Origin of the sequence: Streptomyces sp. BB1-1-1, from assembly GCF_031597775.1 — a bacterium.
In the GTDB taxonomy this organism is placed as follows: domain Bacteria; phylum Actinomycetota; class Actinomycetes; order Streptomycetales; family Streptomycetaceae; genus Streptomyces; species Streptomyces thinghirensis.
In genome coordinates this window covers 2,142,464-2,158,953 of the sequence record NZ_CP134203.1, presented here as the reverse complement: position 1 = coordinate 2,158,953, position 16,490 = coordinate 2,142,464, and the positions used below count along the sequence as shown (strand labels likewise).

The 16,490-nt window shown below is 67.4% G+C and carries 13 protein-coding genes and 1 pseudogene; 3 read left to right on the top strand and 11 right to left on the bottom strand.

Going from position 1 to position 16,490, the window contains the following annotated elements; all coding sequences use genetic code 11:
* Window positions 1–149: 149 nt before the first annotated feature.
* The 3 genes from RI578_RS10005 to RI578_RS09995 are packed head-to-tail and all read right to left on the bottom strand — an operon-like array spanning window position 150 to window position 7,485.
* Entirely contained in the window at window positions 150–2,900 is a 2,751-nt protein-coding gene (locus RI578_RS10005) for an RNaseH domain-containing protein (protein ID WP_310870764.1), read from the bottom strand.
* Window positions 2,897–6,289, bottom strand: a complete 3,393-nt coding sequence (locus RI578_RS10000; protein ID WP_310870763.1) for a hypothetical protein — start codon at window positions 6,287–6,289, stop codon at window positions 2,897–2,899. Before RI578_RS10000 ends, RI578_RS10005 begins: the two co-directional genes overlap by 4 nt.
* Entirely contained in the window at window positions 6,286–7,485 is a 1,200-nt protein-coding gene (locus RI578_RS09995) for a hypothetical protein (protein WP_310870762.1), read from the bottom strand. Before RI578_RS09995 ends, RI578_RS10000 begins: the two co-directional genes overlap by 4 nt.
* Before the next feature lie 302 nt (window positions 7,486–7,787).
* Here RI578_RS09995 and RI578_RS09990 point away from each other — a divergent pair, with 302 nt between their 5' ends.
* Complete coding sequence (locus RI578_RS09990; protein ID WP_310870761.1) at window positions 7,788–8,627, top strand: hypothetical protein; 840 nt, start codon at window positions 7,788–7,790, stop codon at window positions 8,625–8,627.
* Here RI578_RS09990 and RI578_RS09985 read toward each other — a convergent pair.
* The 6 genes and pseudogenes from RI578_RS09985 to RI578_RS09960 form a co-directional block, all read right to left on the bottom strand.
* Window positions 8,615–9,334 (bottom strand): aldo/keto reductase, encoded by a 720-nt coding sequence (locus RI578_RS09985; RefSeq protein ID WP_310870760.1) that lies wholly within the window; start codon window positions 9,332–9,334, stop codon window positions 8,615–8,617. The two genes, RI578_RS09990 and RI578_RS09985, sit on opposite strands and share 13 nt — an antisense overlap.
* Window positions 9,331–10,542 (bottom strand): JmjC domain-containing protein, encoded by a 1,212-nt coding sequence (locus RI578_RS09980; RefSeq protein ID WP_310870759.1) that lies wholly within the window; start codon window positions 10,540–10,542, stop codon window positions 9,331–9,333. The genes RI578_RS09985 and RI578_RS09980 overlap by 4 nt, the downstream gene beginning before the upstream one ends.
* Window positions 10,543–10,551: 9 nt before the next feature.
* Window positions 10,552–10,725, bottom strand: a complete 174-nt coding sequence (locus RI578_RS09975; protein ID WP_199831473.1) for a hypothetical protein — start codon at window positions 10,723–10,725, stop codon at window positions 10,552–10,554.
* Between the two features lie 212 nt (window positions 10,726–10,937).
* Entirely contained in the window at window positions 10,938–11,414 is a 477-nt protein-coding gene (locus tag RI578_RS09970; RefSeq protein WP_310870758.1) for a hypothetical protein, read from the bottom strand.
* A 251-nt stretch (window positions 11,415–11,665) separates the two neighbouring features.
* Complete coding sequence (locus RI578_RS09965; protein WP_310875725.1) at window positions 11,666–12,133, bottom strand: NUDIX domain-containing protein; 468 nt, start codon at window positions 12,131–12,133, stop codon at window positions 11,666–11,668.
* Window positions 12,134–12,271: 138 nt separating this feature from the next.
* Window positions 12,272–12,664, bottom strand: a pseudogene (locus RI578_RS09960) (IS5 family transposase); the annotation flags it as partial.
* Between the two features lie 151 nt (window positions 12,665–12,815).
* On the opposite strand from RI578_RS09960, the gene RI578_RS09955 reads away from it, so the two are divergent.
* Window positions 12,816–13,244 carry an NUDIX domain-containing protein gene (locus RI578_RS09955; RefSeq protein WP_234351774.1) on the top strand — a complete coding sequence of 143 codons (429 nt, stop codon included), beginning with the start codon at window positions 12,816–12,818 and terminating at the stop codon, window positions 13,242–13,244.
* Window positions 13,245–13,735: 491 nt separating this feature from the next.
* On the opposite strand, the gene RI578_RS09950 is transcribed toward RI578_RS09955, so the two are convergent.
* The gene (locus tag RI578_RS09950; RefSeq protein ID WP_399059807.1) at window positions 13,736–14,095 is read right to left on the bottom strand and encodes an ArsR/SmtB family transcription factor; all 360 of its coding nucleotides are present in this window, start codon (window positions 14,093–14,095) and stop codon (window positions 13,736–13,738) included.
* A gap of 123 nt (window positions 14,096–14,218) precedes the next feature.
* Here RI578_RS09950 and RI578_RS09945 point away from each other — a divergent pair, with 123 nt between their 5' ends.
* Window positions 14,219–15,583 (top strand): MFS transporter, encoded by a 1,365-nt coding sequence (locus RI578_RS09945; protein WP_310870757.1) that lies wholly within the window; start codon window positions 14,219–14,221, stop codon window positions 15,581–15,583.
* A gap of 42 nt (window positions 15,584–15,625) precedes the next feature.
* On the opposite strand, the gene RI578_RS09940 is transcribed toward RI578_RS09945, so the two are convergent.
* Window positions 15,626–16,168, bottom strand: a complete 543-nt coding sequence (locus RI578_RS09940) for a GNAT family N-acetyltransferase (RefSeq protein ID WP_310870756.1) — start codon at window positions 16,166–16,168, stop codon at window positions 15,626–15,628.
* Window positions 16,169–16,490: the final 322 nt, after the last annotated feature.

Genomic DNA, 16,490 nt, shown 5'->3' with positions numbered 1-16,490 from the left:
TTCGACACGACGGATGGAGAGTGGCGGTGGAGCTATAAGTATTCGGCGGATCCCCGGTTTCGGTAACCGGGGATCCGCCGCTATATTGCCGTGCTCCTGTTGCCGGACTGGTCGCGGGCGACGGCGGTATCGACTTGCCTGCCAACGCGTCAGGTGTTGGCAGGGTCCGGCACCGCGATGGGCGCTTCTGGTTCTTCGCTACTACGCCGGTAGTAGGGGTGGTCGGTATCGATCTGTTTCGCCAATCGGGAGGGCGAGGGTTCGGTTTGTCGGCCGTCCCAGCTGACACCCTGATTGATGAGGACGATGCCTCCCTTACCGATCAGATCCGCGTCGGCGTTGTCCGCGGTGGGAATCACTGTGAGACGTACGGCTGTGTGCGCGTATCCGTTCTTCCCTTGCCGCTGGGCGGCTTCCGGCGCGAATCGCGAGTACTCCGCCCCGAAGCGGCCGGGAGGGCCGGCGGCCCAGGGGCGCGGCACGGTGGTGAGGAGGAAGTCGGGGAGGTAGCTCGATCCGTCGTCGGACACGAGCTGGAATGGGCTCTCGGTGGTCTTCGTCCGCTCCCACTTTCCATTCTTGCCCCAGACGTAGCCGCCAGTCGGCCTTCCGATGCGTTCGATGTCTGTGATGGTGCGGACGACGGCGAGGGGGCGTTGGGTTCGGGGAAGACCGTGGCCGGGGAGCCATGAAGCGGGCCTGGGCAGATCTGCGGGTGGCTGCTGTCCAAGGCTTTCGTCTCGGAGACCGGCCCAAGTGGGCTCGCTGGTATCGCCATTGACGTAAATGACCATAGGGGCGGCGTGAGGCAGCTGGGTGCGTGCGGCCAGGAGCGCAGCTTCGGTGATCTGTGCTGCTGCCGATGCCTGGTGGCTTTCGTCTCCGATGGTGGGGAAGCTGGATACGTCCAGTCCGAGGTCAGCGGAGTGAACGGCAAGTCGGGTCTTGCGGTAGGGCTCCCATCGCGAGGTGATGGGGGAATAGGCCCACGTAGTCCATGGCTCGGTCACACCGCCGACGGGCCGGATGGCTGTGAGCACGATGGTGAGCGGGGCGGGTTTGGTGTTGCGCTGCCCGTACTGGCGCGGCTGGGCGTGCCGTCGGATGTGGATGCCGATGTGCCAGTAGTCAGGGAGCGGAAGCTTCCCGAACGCGGTGCCGAGTCGGTGGTCGATGACACCAAGCCCGCGGAACAGGTCGCGGACGGCGTTCTCCGTGGAGTTGGCCAGGCCGCTCTCGCGCGCTTTGGTCTCTCGTTCGATGAAGTACGGCTTGCACGGCTCGCCGTTCTTCTTGACTGTGGGCACGGGAGGGGGAGCCTGTTTGATGTACTGCGAGCCGATCTCGAGCCTGGCGAGTGCTGCTTTGGATGGCCACTTGCCGTCCCCGGCCTCCGCCTTCATCTTCTCCTCTGGCGTGGGGTACTTCCGATTGGGGTCCCATTCCGTCTCGCAGATGGCGGCGATGACCCGGCCTTCTTGCTGGAAGGGTGCCAGACGTTCGTCGAGTTGCCGCTGTCTGCGCTCCGCGGTGGCCGGCCCGTGTGCGAGGGCGCCCACCTTGTCCTCCAGAAAGACAACGTCGACACGGTCGGGGATGACGTTGTCCTTCACATCGCCGTCAGAGGCAACGAAGTCGTCTCCCAGGTGCCACTGGCGTGCGATCTCCCGTTGGACACGAGATCGGACTTCGTCGTTGTGGTAAAGCACCACAAGGAGGAGCCGGTCGATGCCTGCGGCGTCCATGGCGGCAGGAAGGTGCTCGGGCAGGATCGGCCCGCTCGTACGCACGCCGGTCTTCGTCGTGGGAACCGAGAGGCCCGGCACCTCGATGTAGACGGGGCTCTGGTCCCGGTATGCCTCGCAGTGCTGGTCGATGTGGGACTCGATCCGCCGGAACATCTCCATTCCGTGGCCGCGGCCCAGGCCGGGCGTGGTGATGCTCTCGGGCGCCACGGCCCGGACAGCACCGAGCGGAGTCCCGGCCGCAATGGCGCTCTCCTCCAGTTCGTCGGGGAATGGCGGTACATGGCGAGTCAGGCGCGGCAGTCCGGCCAGACGCCGACTGGCCGCTACAGCGGGCACGTTCAGGCGCCGATTCCAGGGTGGCCCATCGGTGTGGGCGGACACGGCGAGCGGCTGGTCGGGGTTGGAAAGCAGGACCGTGGCGACGCCGTACCAGCGGTTGGCCAAGAGTGTGGTGACGGCGTTGACGGTGACGGCGTGCCGGGCGGAGTGCCCTGCGGCTGCGGTTCCGATCTTGATACGTGGCAGGAGGCGGTACAGCCGTCCCTCTGCGTCCGGTGCGCTGGGCAGCTCGTGGCCGATGGCAGCGAGAGTCCCATCGGTGCAGAGCACGAAGCGGGTCGGCTCCTTGCCTCCGAGCTTCCATTCGATGGCGGCCAGGTCTTCGGCCAGGCGCCAGCGGGCCAGTTCACCTGGCCACCAGGTCAAGGTGCGTCGTCCGGCCACGGAACGGGGTAGGGCGGGGTAGGGCAGGGCTGGTGCCGCTGCGATCAAGTCGGCCAGCTGCAGTACGGCTTGCTGCCCGGACCCGTCGGGGAGGAAGGCTTCACCCCAGTAGGCAAAGACGTCACGCCGGTCTTCGTCGGTCATCTCGGCGGCGGTGAGGAGTTGCGCCTGTCCGTTGCTGACGTCCCAGCGCGCCCAGGTGCCCAGCACAGCACGCAGGATGGCTTCGAGGGCTCGATACGGAGGCTGGACGTCCTGCCTCTTGTCGCCCACACGCTCTTTGTATGCGCGGCACATGTCGTGCCACAGGCCGAGTGCGTCGGGGCCGGGGCGGTAGGCGAAGACGGTGCCCAGGACCGCCGGGTGGGTGCGGTATTGCAGCAAGCCGGCGCGCTTGCGGTGTTCGTCTCCGGGGGGACACAGGGTCATGCGGCTACTCCGAAGTGTTCTGGGTACCCCTTGCGCAACCCGGTGAGCAGGTGCGGAGCCTGGGCGTAGTCGAGGAACTCCTCGGCGGTGCGCCCGTAGGTGCGGCCGGTTCCGGTGAGTTCTTGGGGGGTGTAGCTCTCGTAGAGCTCGCGTACGAGGGTCGGCAGGTCTGTTCCCCAGGTGGAGTCGTGGAAGGCACCGTCGATGAAGTGGAGTTCGACGTGGGTCTGACCACGTCGGCCCCGGCCGGCCAGTTGGATGCATTGGCCGAGGACGGTGGCGATCAGTTCGCTGCGCAGGTCTTCGGGGAGTGCTGTGAAGCGCTTGGGGGCGGCGAGAATGGTTCGGAGGCGAGTTCGGGCTGTCTTGCGGACTGCGGCGAGGCGCGCGGCCGGAGTGCCGTGGTCGGTCGTGGAGCGCCAGGCGCAGGCGGCGATGCTGGCGGACAGGGCGGCCGGTTCATCGACGGGCATGACGGGGCGGATGGCCAGAGCGATGAGCGTGATCGCGGATTCGCGTTTGCCCGAGGGGGCCGTGGTGAGGATGTTCAGGCCGCGCTCGGTGCGCGGGAGCGGTGAGATGAGCACGTCGCCGCCGCGGTCGGCGAGCTGGGAGAACTGGTCGCGGGTGACCAGGGTGATGGCGTCGGGAACCGCCGGGAGGCCGGGGTCGTCCGTGTCGGGGGTGGCCACGAAGATTTTCAACCTGTGCCCCAATGCGAGGGCGGCTTCGTACAGAGCCGTCGCGAACAGGCGGGCCTGCCTGTAGGAGTTGACAGCGATCAGGGCGCGGGCTCGGTGGGCGGTGGCCACGTCGGTCGCGAGGCGCTGGAGGTCGCTGATGAGGGTGGGTGCGTATCCGCCGGCGAGCGCGGCGACGCGTTCGTCGCGCTCGTGGAAGGGCGTACTGCCCACGGCCAGGCCGCGATTGTCGACCATGGGCGTGCTGCGGAAGATGCTGAGCCCTCCCCGCTGGGCGTCTGGCATGGCCCACTGCGGCTCGGCCAGCAGATGGGTGCGGGCGGCCCGCGGAAGGTACCCAGTAGCCGACATCCCCAACACGACCCGGCGGTGGCCAGCGAGGGCCAGCGAAACGATGTCGCCCAGGAAGGCGGTCTCGGTGTGTGGGTCACCCCGCAGGACTTCCATGAGCAGGCACGGTTTGGCTGTGGTGTCATCGAGCCCCTCGAACCGGAATCCGCTGATCTGCTGTCCCAGCGGGCCGAACGGCACCACATTTCCGGTGTCGCGATGGCCGACCGTGTCGGCAAGCGTGGACGCCCCGTCGATGGCGTGGCCAGCGAGTTCCCCCGCGCGGTCGGCGAGGTCGAACACCGCGTGGTTGAGTGCGGTGAGCCACGCCTTCATCATCACCGCGTGGAAGACGCCGCCCGCAAGGCCCGGCGCCAGCTCCGGTGGCTGCTGCCGTTCCTGGTCGTCACTGCGGTTCGCGGCGTCGTCCGCCGACAGAGCTTCGCCTGCCGTCTCTGATTCCTGCTGGGGCGCGCGGTCGCGAGCAAGCTGCATGACGGCCTTATCGATGACCGCCCGCAGCTCCTCTTTGATCGTGTCGAGTTCCCACAGGCCGCTCTCGTCGAGGCTGAGCATCCTCTCCAGTAGGTGGGGGACCGGCCGCAGTCTCGGTGGTAGGACTGCGGGGATGACACGGTCCTCGGGCCGGGCAGCAACGGGGGGCAGCAGGGCCTGGAGATGGTCCATCTGTTCTTCGGATGCGCTCGCCGTGGCATCGACGCCGATCAGGTTGTCCAGGAGTTCCCGGTCCCACCGGTGCGGCTGATACCAACGGCGCCGGTCTCTGAGGACCTGACGCATCCGGCGAGGATCTTGCCCGGCCGCCAGTGCCCGAGCTTGACCGATCTCCGTGCAGATCTCCCCGCTGCTGACCAGATCGAGGAGCTGCTCGGCGAGCCACACCGCTCTCGTCAGTGGACCTCGTGACTCCACACGCAACCGTGAGGGAGCGCGGTGGAGATTGTCGCGAACCTTCCGTAGGGCCGTGTTCGGATCGCTGACGGAAGCAAGGGTCAGGCTCTGCGAGGCATCGAAGCCACGGGACTGATAGGCGTCGACCTCGTCGATGATCACGAGGTGCGCGCGGCGCAACAGCAGCTCCCGAACGCTGACCTGCCGGCGCAGTTCGCCGTCGACCAGAAGCGGGATCTTGACCATCCCGCGCTGAAAACAGGCATGCGTGGTCACGACGATCTGAGCGGAACACGCGGCGCGGACATGAGAAAACTTGTCACACCGGTTCACATAGGGGCACAGCGAGGCACCCTTCGGGCCGTCGGGATCCGTATGGCGCAGGCTGGTGCAGGGTTCTTGCCCGTCACCGAAGCCGTCCGGTCCGTCCATCTGCGCTGTGACCGCGCACCCGTAGCCGGACTCGGACAGCCGCTCCACGAGGTCCTCCGGCATCTGCGACAGAGCGGTCTCGTCGTCGACCGCCTTGTGCGCGGTCTGCAGGGTGAACTCATGCCGGCTCCCCGGCGCGATCAGGGGCGTAACCGCCACATCGAGCTTCAACGCCTTCAGCTCGCGGCGCAGCGTCTCCACCTCGCCGAAGACGTCGTTGTTGTCGCTGACGAGAAGAGCAACGGTCTTGCCCTCTCGTGCCAGTTGCTTTGCCTGGGCGCGAGCGAAGACGTTCTTTCCCACGCCGGTCGGCGCACTCAGATGTCGCATGGGGCCCGGATCCATCAGCACGGCGGAAGTGGGCAGCTGCGTTCCCGACCCCATCGTGCCGCTCAGCAGAAGGCCGACCTGGTGCTCGCGGAAGGCAGGTCCCTCCATGGCCTCGTCGGTCTTGCGCGTGAGCCAGCCCAAAAGGTTCGTGTCGACGGAAATGGGTCCCGTGACGTCCACCGTCGTCACCACGGGTGGTGCATATCCCACCTTGAGTTTGTCGAAGGCGAGCTGGACGGGCCCCCGGCGGCTCGCCGCGACCCAGCCGCCTCCGGTGGCCACTTCGACCCGCACCGGGCGTTCCTCCAGCTCCAAGAGCCGGTCCGCCGAGTCCAGAGGGTTCTGTCCGTGCCGCGGGTAGACCTCTACCATCCGCCAGCCGTCGCGGGCACCCGGTGCATAGCGGTGAACGACGGGGTCTTCCCACTGCTGGTCAAATCCCTTGCGGACACGTCGCTGCAGCGAAGACAGATCTGCCTCAGCGCGTGACCGTTGCGCCACGACGCGGCCGATACGTTGCTGCTCCTCGTACGGAAGGTGATCCCATTGCGGCCATACCTGCGCCACCTGCCCCGACAGCAAAACATGCGCGTCTTCGATCCGGACCACCGCCCGCCCTTCGGCGTCCTTTGCAGGGAAGTACTGCTCGGCCAGAGCCAGCGCAGCAGCCAGAACACGGCTCATGCCGCAATCACCTCGTTGATCAGCGCCACATCGGTGATCACCCGAGCGCCGAGCGGCCCCAGGACGCGGGCGAGTACTCCGGTGTATCCGCTGAGGTGCTCGGGGATGACCAGGATCAGCCCCGAGCAACCCTCTGGATCGGCACGCATCTGCTCAGCGATGCCCTGCGGATCCGCCCACGTCTTCACATCGACGCGCCAGGTGACACCGTTTTTGGTGATGTGCAGGTCGTAACTGTCGCCATAAGGCCACAGCAGAACCTCCGCGCCAGCCGCTTCGGCGAGGTCCTTCAGCTCGATCTCCAGCAGACCCGGGACGACGATCCACTGCCACAAGCCGTAGGACAGGGCGACGTGCCCTTCAACCGGCAGCAGCTCCGGGACATCGCGAATCTCCCCGCCGCACGGCTCGAGCCGCCACCGACCGTCCCGCGATGTCATCCTGAACCGGGCGCCACGCTCAACATGGCGCACGTCCTCACAGAGCAGCTCGGCTGTATGACGGCCCTTGGGGATGGCACGCATAGTCCAACGACAGAGCGGGCATGAAGCCCACCAACCCGCAAACTGACGCATCGGCGAGATGGCCGTGTACACCCCGAGATCCACCAGATGCGCATGCCGGGCCAGGGCCCGCCGCGTCATTGCGGGGCTGAGAATCAAGGTTTCGCGCCCCTGCGTATAGGCGGCGAATCCGGCATCCAGCAGGGCGCGGAACACCGCGTGCTGCACCGCCTCAGCGGTGATGCGCGACAACCTGGTGCCCACCGGCAGTTTGCCCAACGCGCGTAGCAAGCTGTGTACGTGCCGTAGGTCAGCACCCATCCCGGGTACGTCCTGGGCCTTCTCCGAGGCTTCCATCACCAGCCGGATCAAGACTGCGGTGGCCGTGCCGTCGTCCTCCAACAGACGCTCGTCGTAGATCTGTGACCACGAGCCCGGACCGGGCAGCAATTCTCCGACCGGGGCACGGCGTAGTCGATCCAGGAAGTTGGGGAACGACGCGGCCTCGCCGAAAATCCCACACGCACGCATATACCGGCCGTGGCACTCCATCAGTAGTCGAACGCGTGCACGCACGTCGCCTTCGGGGGTGCACCACGTCATGGCTGCGATGACACAGGCATCCAGGGCTTCACGTTGCTCCTGATCAAGTTCGTCGATCTCGCCAGAAACCACATCGGCGGCAGCAAACACAGGGGAAGTCCTCGTCATCCATGGGCCCGTCAAATCACTGTCAACGCACCTGAGTATCACGAGGAAGATCACCCCGAATTGTGGTCGCGCGAGCGACGCACTGAGCGGTCATGTCACGCTGAGCGCCTCGAACTCTCATAGCAAGGCGGTTACTTACTGAGCATCACTCCAACGCAGCCCGCGCGGCGCGACTGCGATAATCCACCCGCAGGGCCGAGGCTGCCAACGCATACCTTGTTGACGCGGTCCTACGGCATCCGAAGAGCGCACTGGTGCACCTGTGGCTTGGTACGTTCTGGCGTATGACGCTGCGTTCAGTGGATTTGCGCAAGGAGCCTGTAGAGGCCGTACTGGATCGCGCCGAGCGAATGTTGGGGGTGCGACTCGATCGCGAGACTGTGGCGCGTAAGCGGCGGTCTGTGGGGGCTCGTACGGACCGCAGTACGTGGGTGCGCATCGAGCGGCGTGGGCTCGACCGGATCAGGGTTCAGGGCGGGGATGGCACCGCGTCCGCGGACGGCCTGCGCGGGATCGCCAAGCCGGCCTGGTTCGCCGGTGTCGCGTGGCGGGACGAGGTGGATCCGGTGATGTGGCGGGCGGATGAGACCGGGCTCCTGCCGGATGCACCGGTGGGCAGCGCCATCGTGGCGAAGGGCCCTCAGCTGTCCGAAGAGTGGTGGGCTTCGCTGAATGCTTCGTTGGATGCCCTCGCTGCGCAGCACACGAATCGGATCGCGACACCGGATACCGAGACCGTTACGCAGGAACTGGTCACGGGTACGATCCACGACGTCTTCGCCGGCGTCGACACGGCAGTGGCCGAGTGGCGGCCGGCTCATGGGGATCTCAACTGGGCAAATATGACGACCCCAGTGTTGTGCCTGTTTGACTGGGAGGACTGGGGCATGGCTCCGCGCGGCCTGGACGCGGCACATCTGTGGGGAGCCTCCCTTGCCGTCCCGGCTCTGGCTGATCGCGTCCGCAGGGAGCGGCGCGACGATCTGGCGAGCCGGGACGGCAAGCTGATGATGCTCTTCGTCGCCGCGAAGATCCTCGGCCCGTACGCCGATCCCGAGGACCCTCGCCTGGTCCCTGCGCGGAAGATGGCAGAGCAATTGCTGCAGGAACTTCAGGTCGCCTGACGGGCCTTGAGGAGCTGCCGGTAATCCTGGACAATCTGGTCATCCACCTCGAACGTCAGAGCTTCGGCCAGCTCCCGCAGGTGTTCGACGTTGTCCGTGCCGACGGCTACCGCGTCGACCCGAGGCAGGTTGTAGGCAGAGCGGAACGCGGCCTGGGCCTTCGTGACCGAGGCGGAATCCCGCAGGAAGACCCCCGGATCGAAGCGCTCCCACACCTCCTGGGTCGCATTTCCGCAGAAGGGGCTCATGCCCCATACCTGCGACGGACGCCACCTCGTCACCAGGGATTCGGCCGCTTCGAGGATGTCGATCCCGACCAGTAGCCCCGCACGGACCATGAGGACATCAGGGCACGGCACGTCGAGGTCCACGAGCGGGCGCGGATCCCAGGTTGAAACGCCCCAGGAAAGGCAGAGCCCTGCTCGCACGGTGTCGGCCAGGGCCGAGCATGCCTGCGCCAGCGTCTCGCCGTCCGTTACCGAGTGCTCCGGGTTGTGGAGGAACACCACGTCCGGCTCCCGCCCGAGGCCCTTGATTGCCTGCTCGACGGCGCTGCGTAGCCGGGTGGGATCGAGGCTGTGCCCCTCGGGGAAAAATCCGACCTTGGTGGAGACCGAGAACTTCGGCAGCAGGTCACCGGCCGTTGCCTTCAGGACCTCGTGGGAGCGATGGTGATGGTAGTTGGACGCGGTGTCGAGGTGTGTCACGCCGAGGTCGGCGGCTGCTTCGAGTAGGTCACGGGCGTGACCAGACCGGTGTAGCCCGAGGACGATTCTCCCGTCAGCGGTTCGCACAGCCCCTCCGTGATCAGCAGGTCGGCCAGAGTGGTGATGTCCTCGGATGTGCCGTCGAGATAAACCGGGTGGCCCGACAGAAGTGTTCGGAGGCCCGCTTCTGCGCGCTCATGGAAGGTCAGCCGCTTCCCGCCACCGCAGACTTGGACCGTGTCACCGCTTCGGACGATGGATGGCGCGAACTCGGTGACGGCCGCGACCCCATCCGGCCGGCCGAAGGCAGTCACATACGGCAGGTGGCGTGCGGGCGGGGTGCTGGACCTCAGTTCGTCCAGGTAGCGCTCGGGGCTGTAGTCGGTGGCCAGGGCGCTGAGCTTGTCCGTCAGCACCTTGTGCGTGGCTCCTTCCTCGCTCTCCAGGTTTTGGCGGAATGTCTCATCGGCGCGGGCTGCGTCGGAGAGGAAGTTTGCCCACGTGACGCCGGTCCGTTTGGTGAACCCGAACGTCACATGCAGCGAGTGGCCCCTGCTGCCGGAGCCGAGGCGGGTGGCGGTGTGCCAGTAGCCGCGGGGGATGTGCATGACGTCTCCAGCACGCATGGTGCCCTTCCACAGCACTTCCTCGGAGGGCGTGCGGTTGCGTTCTGCGTCGCGGTACATCGGCGCCGGCCGAGACGGGCCGCGCACCTCCCACGATTTCTCGCCCGAAATCTGTACGGCGATGACCTCGTGATCATCCCAATGCAGATGGAACCCGTCGGTTTCGCCGACCGCCAGGTATGCGTTCGCGGAGGTCAGCTCCCCCGACCACCAGCCCAGGGCTCGGCAGGCGACTTCCAGTGTCGGGTCGAAGAAGTCCACATGGTCCAGGACAACGGTGCCCCCCTCGTTAAGGATCCTTCCCAGGGCCGCCATGTCGGCCTGACTCACGGCCTGCCTACGCCGGTTGACGTTGGCGGACAGGAACGTGGACGGGTGAATCTCGTCGCCCTGGGCGTAGCAGCGCAGTTGCGGATTAGATAAGTGGCGGCGCTTGATCAGGTCTAGCAGCTTGTGCGGGGTCAACAGCCGTGCCGGTAGCTCCGGGTCCGTGAGACGGCCGCGTGCGAACGCGGTCCCCACGGAACCCGGCCCTGCCCAGCCGAGAGCCTTCTCGATATGGGTGACGAGCCGGTGCTCCATGGGTTCCCCTTACTCCTTCGGGAGGTTCAGGTCACGGTTGTCTCCGTCGTCGCCCGCACTGTTCTGCGAGCTGGTGACGTCGGACCGCTCCGACTCACTGCGGTCGTGAGCGGTCGCCAGCTCCTCCACGGCGATCAGAAGCGCGGGGCTGGTCCCCGCCTGTGAGGATGTCTTGTCTGCCATCTGCCATCTCCTCTCGGCTTCTCCCGCCCAGCTCCGGGCGAAAGGTCTGAGTAAACCCGCCTTCCGTGCATGGCAGTAGAGCGAGAATCGGACAGGTGTGCGATGGCGTGCCATGGGGCCCGGTCCCTGCTCGCCGATGGCGCCACGGGTTGGGCCGACAGCGCACACGTCGTACGGGTCGGTCTCGTGGCCTGCGGCTGAGTGGCTAAGCGTCAGACGGGGCCGCGCGCCTGGGCCGATGCGAGACTGCTTGCGCGGGTCAGTGCCGCCTTGCCGCGCTGGCGCCCGGTGTGGGGGGCGTGGCTGATGACGTTGTGGTGGCGGGTGCGGGCCGTGATCGCTGTCTGCGTAAGTCCGTTCGCCACCTCGAAGGCCACGCCGTGCAGCACCAAGGCTGCGGCATGCGGAGAGAAGTGGAGCGTCCAACTGGGGGTGTGGACGTCGCCGGCCCAGAACGTCCACGCGGCCAGGGCGCTGGGGTGGGTCTGAGCGGCGAAGGCGTCGAACTGGACACCGACGGGATGACCCCCGGGGGCCTGCCAGCGGATCCAGTGGCCGTCGACGGTGTGTTCCCATCCGGCGTCAGCCAGGGGGCGCGTGGCCTCGTTGATGGTTTGCTCGGAGACTGGACTGCCCGCCGCGGTCTTCGAAGCGACGCCGGAGGCGAGGCTGTCGAGGAGCACGCGCATGATCTGAACGGGGACCGTGGTGGTCGAGGTCCGACCAGGTGCGTTCCCTGCCAAGTTCAGCGTGTTGATCAAACCGCGCACCCTGGTCAGGGCGGAGACGTCATTCCCCGACCTGGTGTGACTCAATGATCTTGCGGATGCCAGTTCGCAAAACGCCGTCCCACCGCTCGGCCAGCCGCACGAGGTGGGTCGTCTTGCCCACGTTGTCAGGGCCGTTGAGGCTGATGAAGTCCTGGGCCCCGCGTCATCGCTCACGCCTCGCGGATCGGGGTGTCGAGGACGGAGACGATCGCGTCCGTGTTCGCGGCGATGAAGTCGGCCAGCTCCGGGGGCATCAGGTTCAACTCACGTATGGCCTCGGCGGTGAATGGCACCTGGACCACCTCGTACCCGCCCCGCTCCGGCTTGGCGAACTCCGTGCCCGTACGGGCGGACAGGTCCATCGACCCCAGACGGGCGGCGAAGATGTGCTGGACGCCGATGCCGTCTTCCAACTGGCCGGTGATCAGATGGACGAGCTCGGCGCGCTCGAGCTTGCCTCCGAGTTCCTCGAACACCTCGCGGTGCAGGGCCGCCTCGATGGTTGCGTCGCTCTCCTCGACCCCGCCACCTACCGAGACCCAGTACGGATCCCTGCCCGGCTTGGTGCGCTTGATCAGGACCAGCTCGTCGCCGTCGAGGAGGATGGCGCGGGCGTTGCGCTTGACGATGTCGGTCATTCCGTTGGCTCCTTCTGAACGCGGTACGGGAGAGAACGGGCGGAGCGCCGCTTGGTGGCGGTCGGTGCTCCCCGGCTCGGTGGACTCAGCATGGTGCAGACCGGGTCCAGGGAGTGAGGTAGGAGCGCTGCAGCCGTCTTTTCCCGGCAGCACCGGCGCCGTCTTACGGGCCCCGGCGGCGTGCTGGTGGGCCCGACAGGAGGTCGAAATCGACGCTCACCATCGACCAGTCGATCCGGCCTTCCGCGTCGGCATCGGCCAGGACAGCCGCGAAGATCCTGTCCCACATGCCGTCCGCCGACCAGCGTCGATGCCGCTCGTACACGGTTTTCCACGGACCGAAACGCGTAGGCAGATTCAGCAGGAGGATATTGCCGTCCTCTCCCGCCACGGCACCCCGGTGCGCAGCCGATACAGGATGCCGTTGATGACCCTGCGGTGGCTGGCCCAACGGCCGCCGCGCTTCCCGGACTTCGGCAGATGCAGCTTCAGCCGGGCCCACTCCACATGTGTTAAATCTCCCCGCCCCATGCCCATGCCAACGACCCGAGACCGAGACGGTCACAAGATCCGTCGGACAGACCCTAACCAGGACAGAGCCCGGTGTGTGGGGTTCACCCTTCAGCACGGAGGTGATGTCGGCGTTCACTCCGCGCCGGTTTGCGAGCGGTAGCGTCGGCGGATGCATACACGTGTGACGGGCATCGTCATCGAGGACGGCAACATCCTCCTGCTGAACCAGGACACCGACGGCCCCCGGTCCTGGTCCTTGCCCGGAGGCAAGGTCGAGGACGGCGAGACCCTTGAAGAAGCGCTGGTCAGGGAAATGCGAGAGGAAACCGGCGCCGAGGTGGAGATCGGCCGGCTTCTGTACCTGTGCGACAACACGGGTGCTCACGTCGTGCACGTCACCTTCGAGGCCCGCCTCGTGGGCGGGCGGGTCGGGGATGCAGGGGAGGGTGCGGACACGCGGCCGATCCGGGGCGTCGAGTTCGTGGCGCTGGACGACCTGCCGAGCCGCGGATTCAGTGACGTGTTCGTGAAGCTGTGCCGGGACCGCTTCCCGGATGCCGGGTCGTACATGGGGCCGAAGTCCGCCATCGGGCTATGAACCCAGCGCGCTGAGCAGCAGACGTTCGAGCCCGCCCGGTGTGGACCGGGCGGAGCTCTCGGCGGCATCGACCCACTGATTGAGCCGCTGCGCCAGCTCCCAGGCGCCGAGCCGGGCGGCGTCATCGGTGTGGGGGGTCGCGGACCCGGCGCACGCCCATGATGAGAGATCCCGTTGCTGCTCATGCCGCCCTGCTGCTCCGGCTCGACTTTCGAGCGAGCGTCCGCAGCTCCATTCGGGCTGCCGATGCCCGGCCGGGCACCGTGTTCCAGTACGGGTGCCACCACACAGTGACGGACAGCTTGAGTAGCCGGCGTCGCAGGGCGGTGTTGTGGGCTGAGTTGAATATGGCGAGCGCCCGGTAGGCGGCGTGCCTCTCGCGCTCGGCCTGCACGAGTGTCCTGTCGCATTGAACGTTGAGCGATCTCACTGAAGTTTGAGCGACGGCCGACGCCCGAACTGGTCCGCCGAGCAGAGCCCGGAGGCGGGAGTCAGTCGTGGGCGGCGGCGCCGGTGACACGGTGATCGGCGTGGCTGAGGGCCTCGATGACGAGCCGGCGCAGGTGCCCGTCCGTCAGTCGGTAGACGACGTGCCGACCCTCCCGGCGCGTGTCGACCAACCCGGCCAGTCGCAACTTCGCCAGGTGCTGGCTCACCCCGGTCCGCGATGCGGTGCACCGCTCACTGAGGGTGCCGACGTCGGCCTCCTCCTGGGCGAGCAGCCACAGCAGGTGCAGGCGGGTGGAGTCCGCGAGAAGCGCGAACACCCCGGCGGCCTCGGACAGCCGCCTCTCGTCAACCGCTTGCTGGTGCGCAGATGACGCAGGTGAAGGTTCCTTGCTGATGGACACTCCCACACCCTAGGCCGCGCAAGGCCATACCCGGCCACCCATCCAGTCAACATGTGCACACCTGCGCACATGATTGGTACGTTGGCGAGGCGGGGAACGCTCCTCGCAGCGAGGGGGACCCGCATGCTCACAGTGCTGCGCAACCGCGCCTACCGGCACTTGTTCACCGCCCACGTCGTCGCTCTGGCCGGCACCGGGCTGGCCACGGTCGCCCTCGGACTGCTCGCCTACGACATCGCCGGACCGCGCGCGGGATCGGTGCTCGGTACGGCGCTGGCCATCAAGATGGTGGCTTACGTGGGCCTGGCCCCTGTGATCGCCGCGCTGGCCGAGCGGGTGCCGCGCCGGGCTGTCATGGTCTGGTCGGACGTCGTGCGCGGGGGTGTGGCGCTCGCTCTGCCGTTTGTGGATCAGGTCTGGCAGGTCTACGTGCTTGTCTTCGTCCTGCAGGCGGCCTCGGCCGCGTTCACGCCGGCGTTCCTGGCTGTCGTCCCCGACGTTCTGCCCGACGAGCGCGACTACACCCGGGCCCTCTCGCTGTCGCGGCTCGCCTACGACACCGAAAGCCTCTTCAGCCCGGCCCTCGCTGCGGCGCTGCTGACCGTCACGACGTACAACTGGCTGTTCCTGGGGACCGCGGTGGGGTTCGCGGCCTCCGCGATCCTGGTTCTCTCCGCCGTTCTGCCCAAGCGCGCCGCGGCGGCCGGCATGCGGCACCAGGGCGGAGTCCAGGGCAGGGTGACGGCGGGGATTCGGCTTCTCCTCGGGGCACCGGCGCTGCGTTCTCTGCTCTGGATGGATCTCGCGGTCGCGGCGGGCGGCGCGCTCGTCCTGGTCAACACCGTCGTCTACGTGCGCGGTCACCTGGCTCTGGCGGCGGGTGATGTGGCCCTCGCTCTTGGCGCTTACGGCGGCGGCTCCATGGTGGTGGCCCTGTTCCTCCCGCGCGTCCTGAGGCACGTTCCTGACCGGAGGGCGATGCTCGCAGGGGTTCTCGCTCTGCCGGGCGTCTTCGCAGGAGCCGCCCTGGTCACCGCGGCGCGCACCGGAGACTGGCGCTGGCCCGCCCTGCTCACCCTCTGGGCCGCGTTCGGCGCTGCCGGCTCTCTGGTCCTGACCCCGGCCGGGAAGATCATCAGGCGGTGCACGTCCCCCGAGCGCCGCACGGCCGCCTTCGCGGCGCACTTCTCCCTCTCGCATGCCTGCTGGCTCGCCACCTACCCACTCGCCGGATGGCTCGGTGCCGCCGCCGGCCTTCAGGCGTCCGTGCTGGCCCTGGCCGCCGTCGCGCTCGCCGCTGCGGTCCTCGCCGTTCGCTCCTGGCCCGCCGACGCCGCGGAAGCCCCGGCGCCCGTTGCACACAGCGAGGGCGCGCACGTCCACGCCAATCTGCCCGCGACACACCCGCACCTGGCGGACGCCGTGCTCGCTCCCGGTGGCTTTCGCCACCACCATGCGCCCCGGGCAGACCGTCTCCATGCCGCATGAGGCGCGTACCTGCACCGGGCACAGGAGCACCGCGGCTGCAGTTCACAACGGGGACAGCAGCATGAGCACCTCGTCACGGTCATCGTCCGGACCGAGCCGAAGAGCCCCGGGCCAGCGTCCGACCTCCTTCCAGCCGAGCCGTCCGTAGAACTCCTCCAGCCCCACCCCTGCACGGGCGGCGAGATGGAGCTGCTCCAAGCCCATCTCCTTGCGAGCAAGGGTGCGGACCTCCCGCATCAACTGCATCCCGAGTCCGCGACCGCGTACCGCGGGGCGGGTCTGCACGTGGTGCACGGTCCCCCAGTGCCGAACGAGTTCGAACGGATCACGGCGCACATTCAGCCAGCCCGCCAGCTCCCCCTCGACGTGAACGACGAGAAGCCGGCTCGTCTCCGGCGCCAGGGCCTCCACGAGCACCTCGACGGCCGACACCGTCTGCGCAAGGTCCACGGGAGGGAACGGAAAACCTGCGGCGCCCCCAGCATTGGTCACCTCGACCCAGCAGGACGCCAGCTCCTCAACGAGAGAACCGGATACCTGCTCCGGGGCGGTCAACTGGACGAATTCGGCAGCGGTCTCGATCACCGAGGGATCTTGGCACGCCCGCCGCTTCACACACCAGGCCCTTGGCCGGGGTCCGGTTCCATTGCGGTGGGACGCGGTGGCCAGTCCCGCAACAGGAGCGGGCTCCCCGGTCACCTTCGGCAGCAGGCGGAGCCGCTAGGTCCGCGTTCACCAGGCTGATGGGGGGCGTCACAACAACCCCCGCACCCAGAAGCGTTCGCTGCTCAAACTTGAATGAGACGAACCTGCCGGTCACCAATGTTCAGTGAGAACGCTCAATCTTCAATGCGACAGGACAACGAGGTCGTCAGGGATGGGGGGCGTGGCCATAACTCGATTAGAG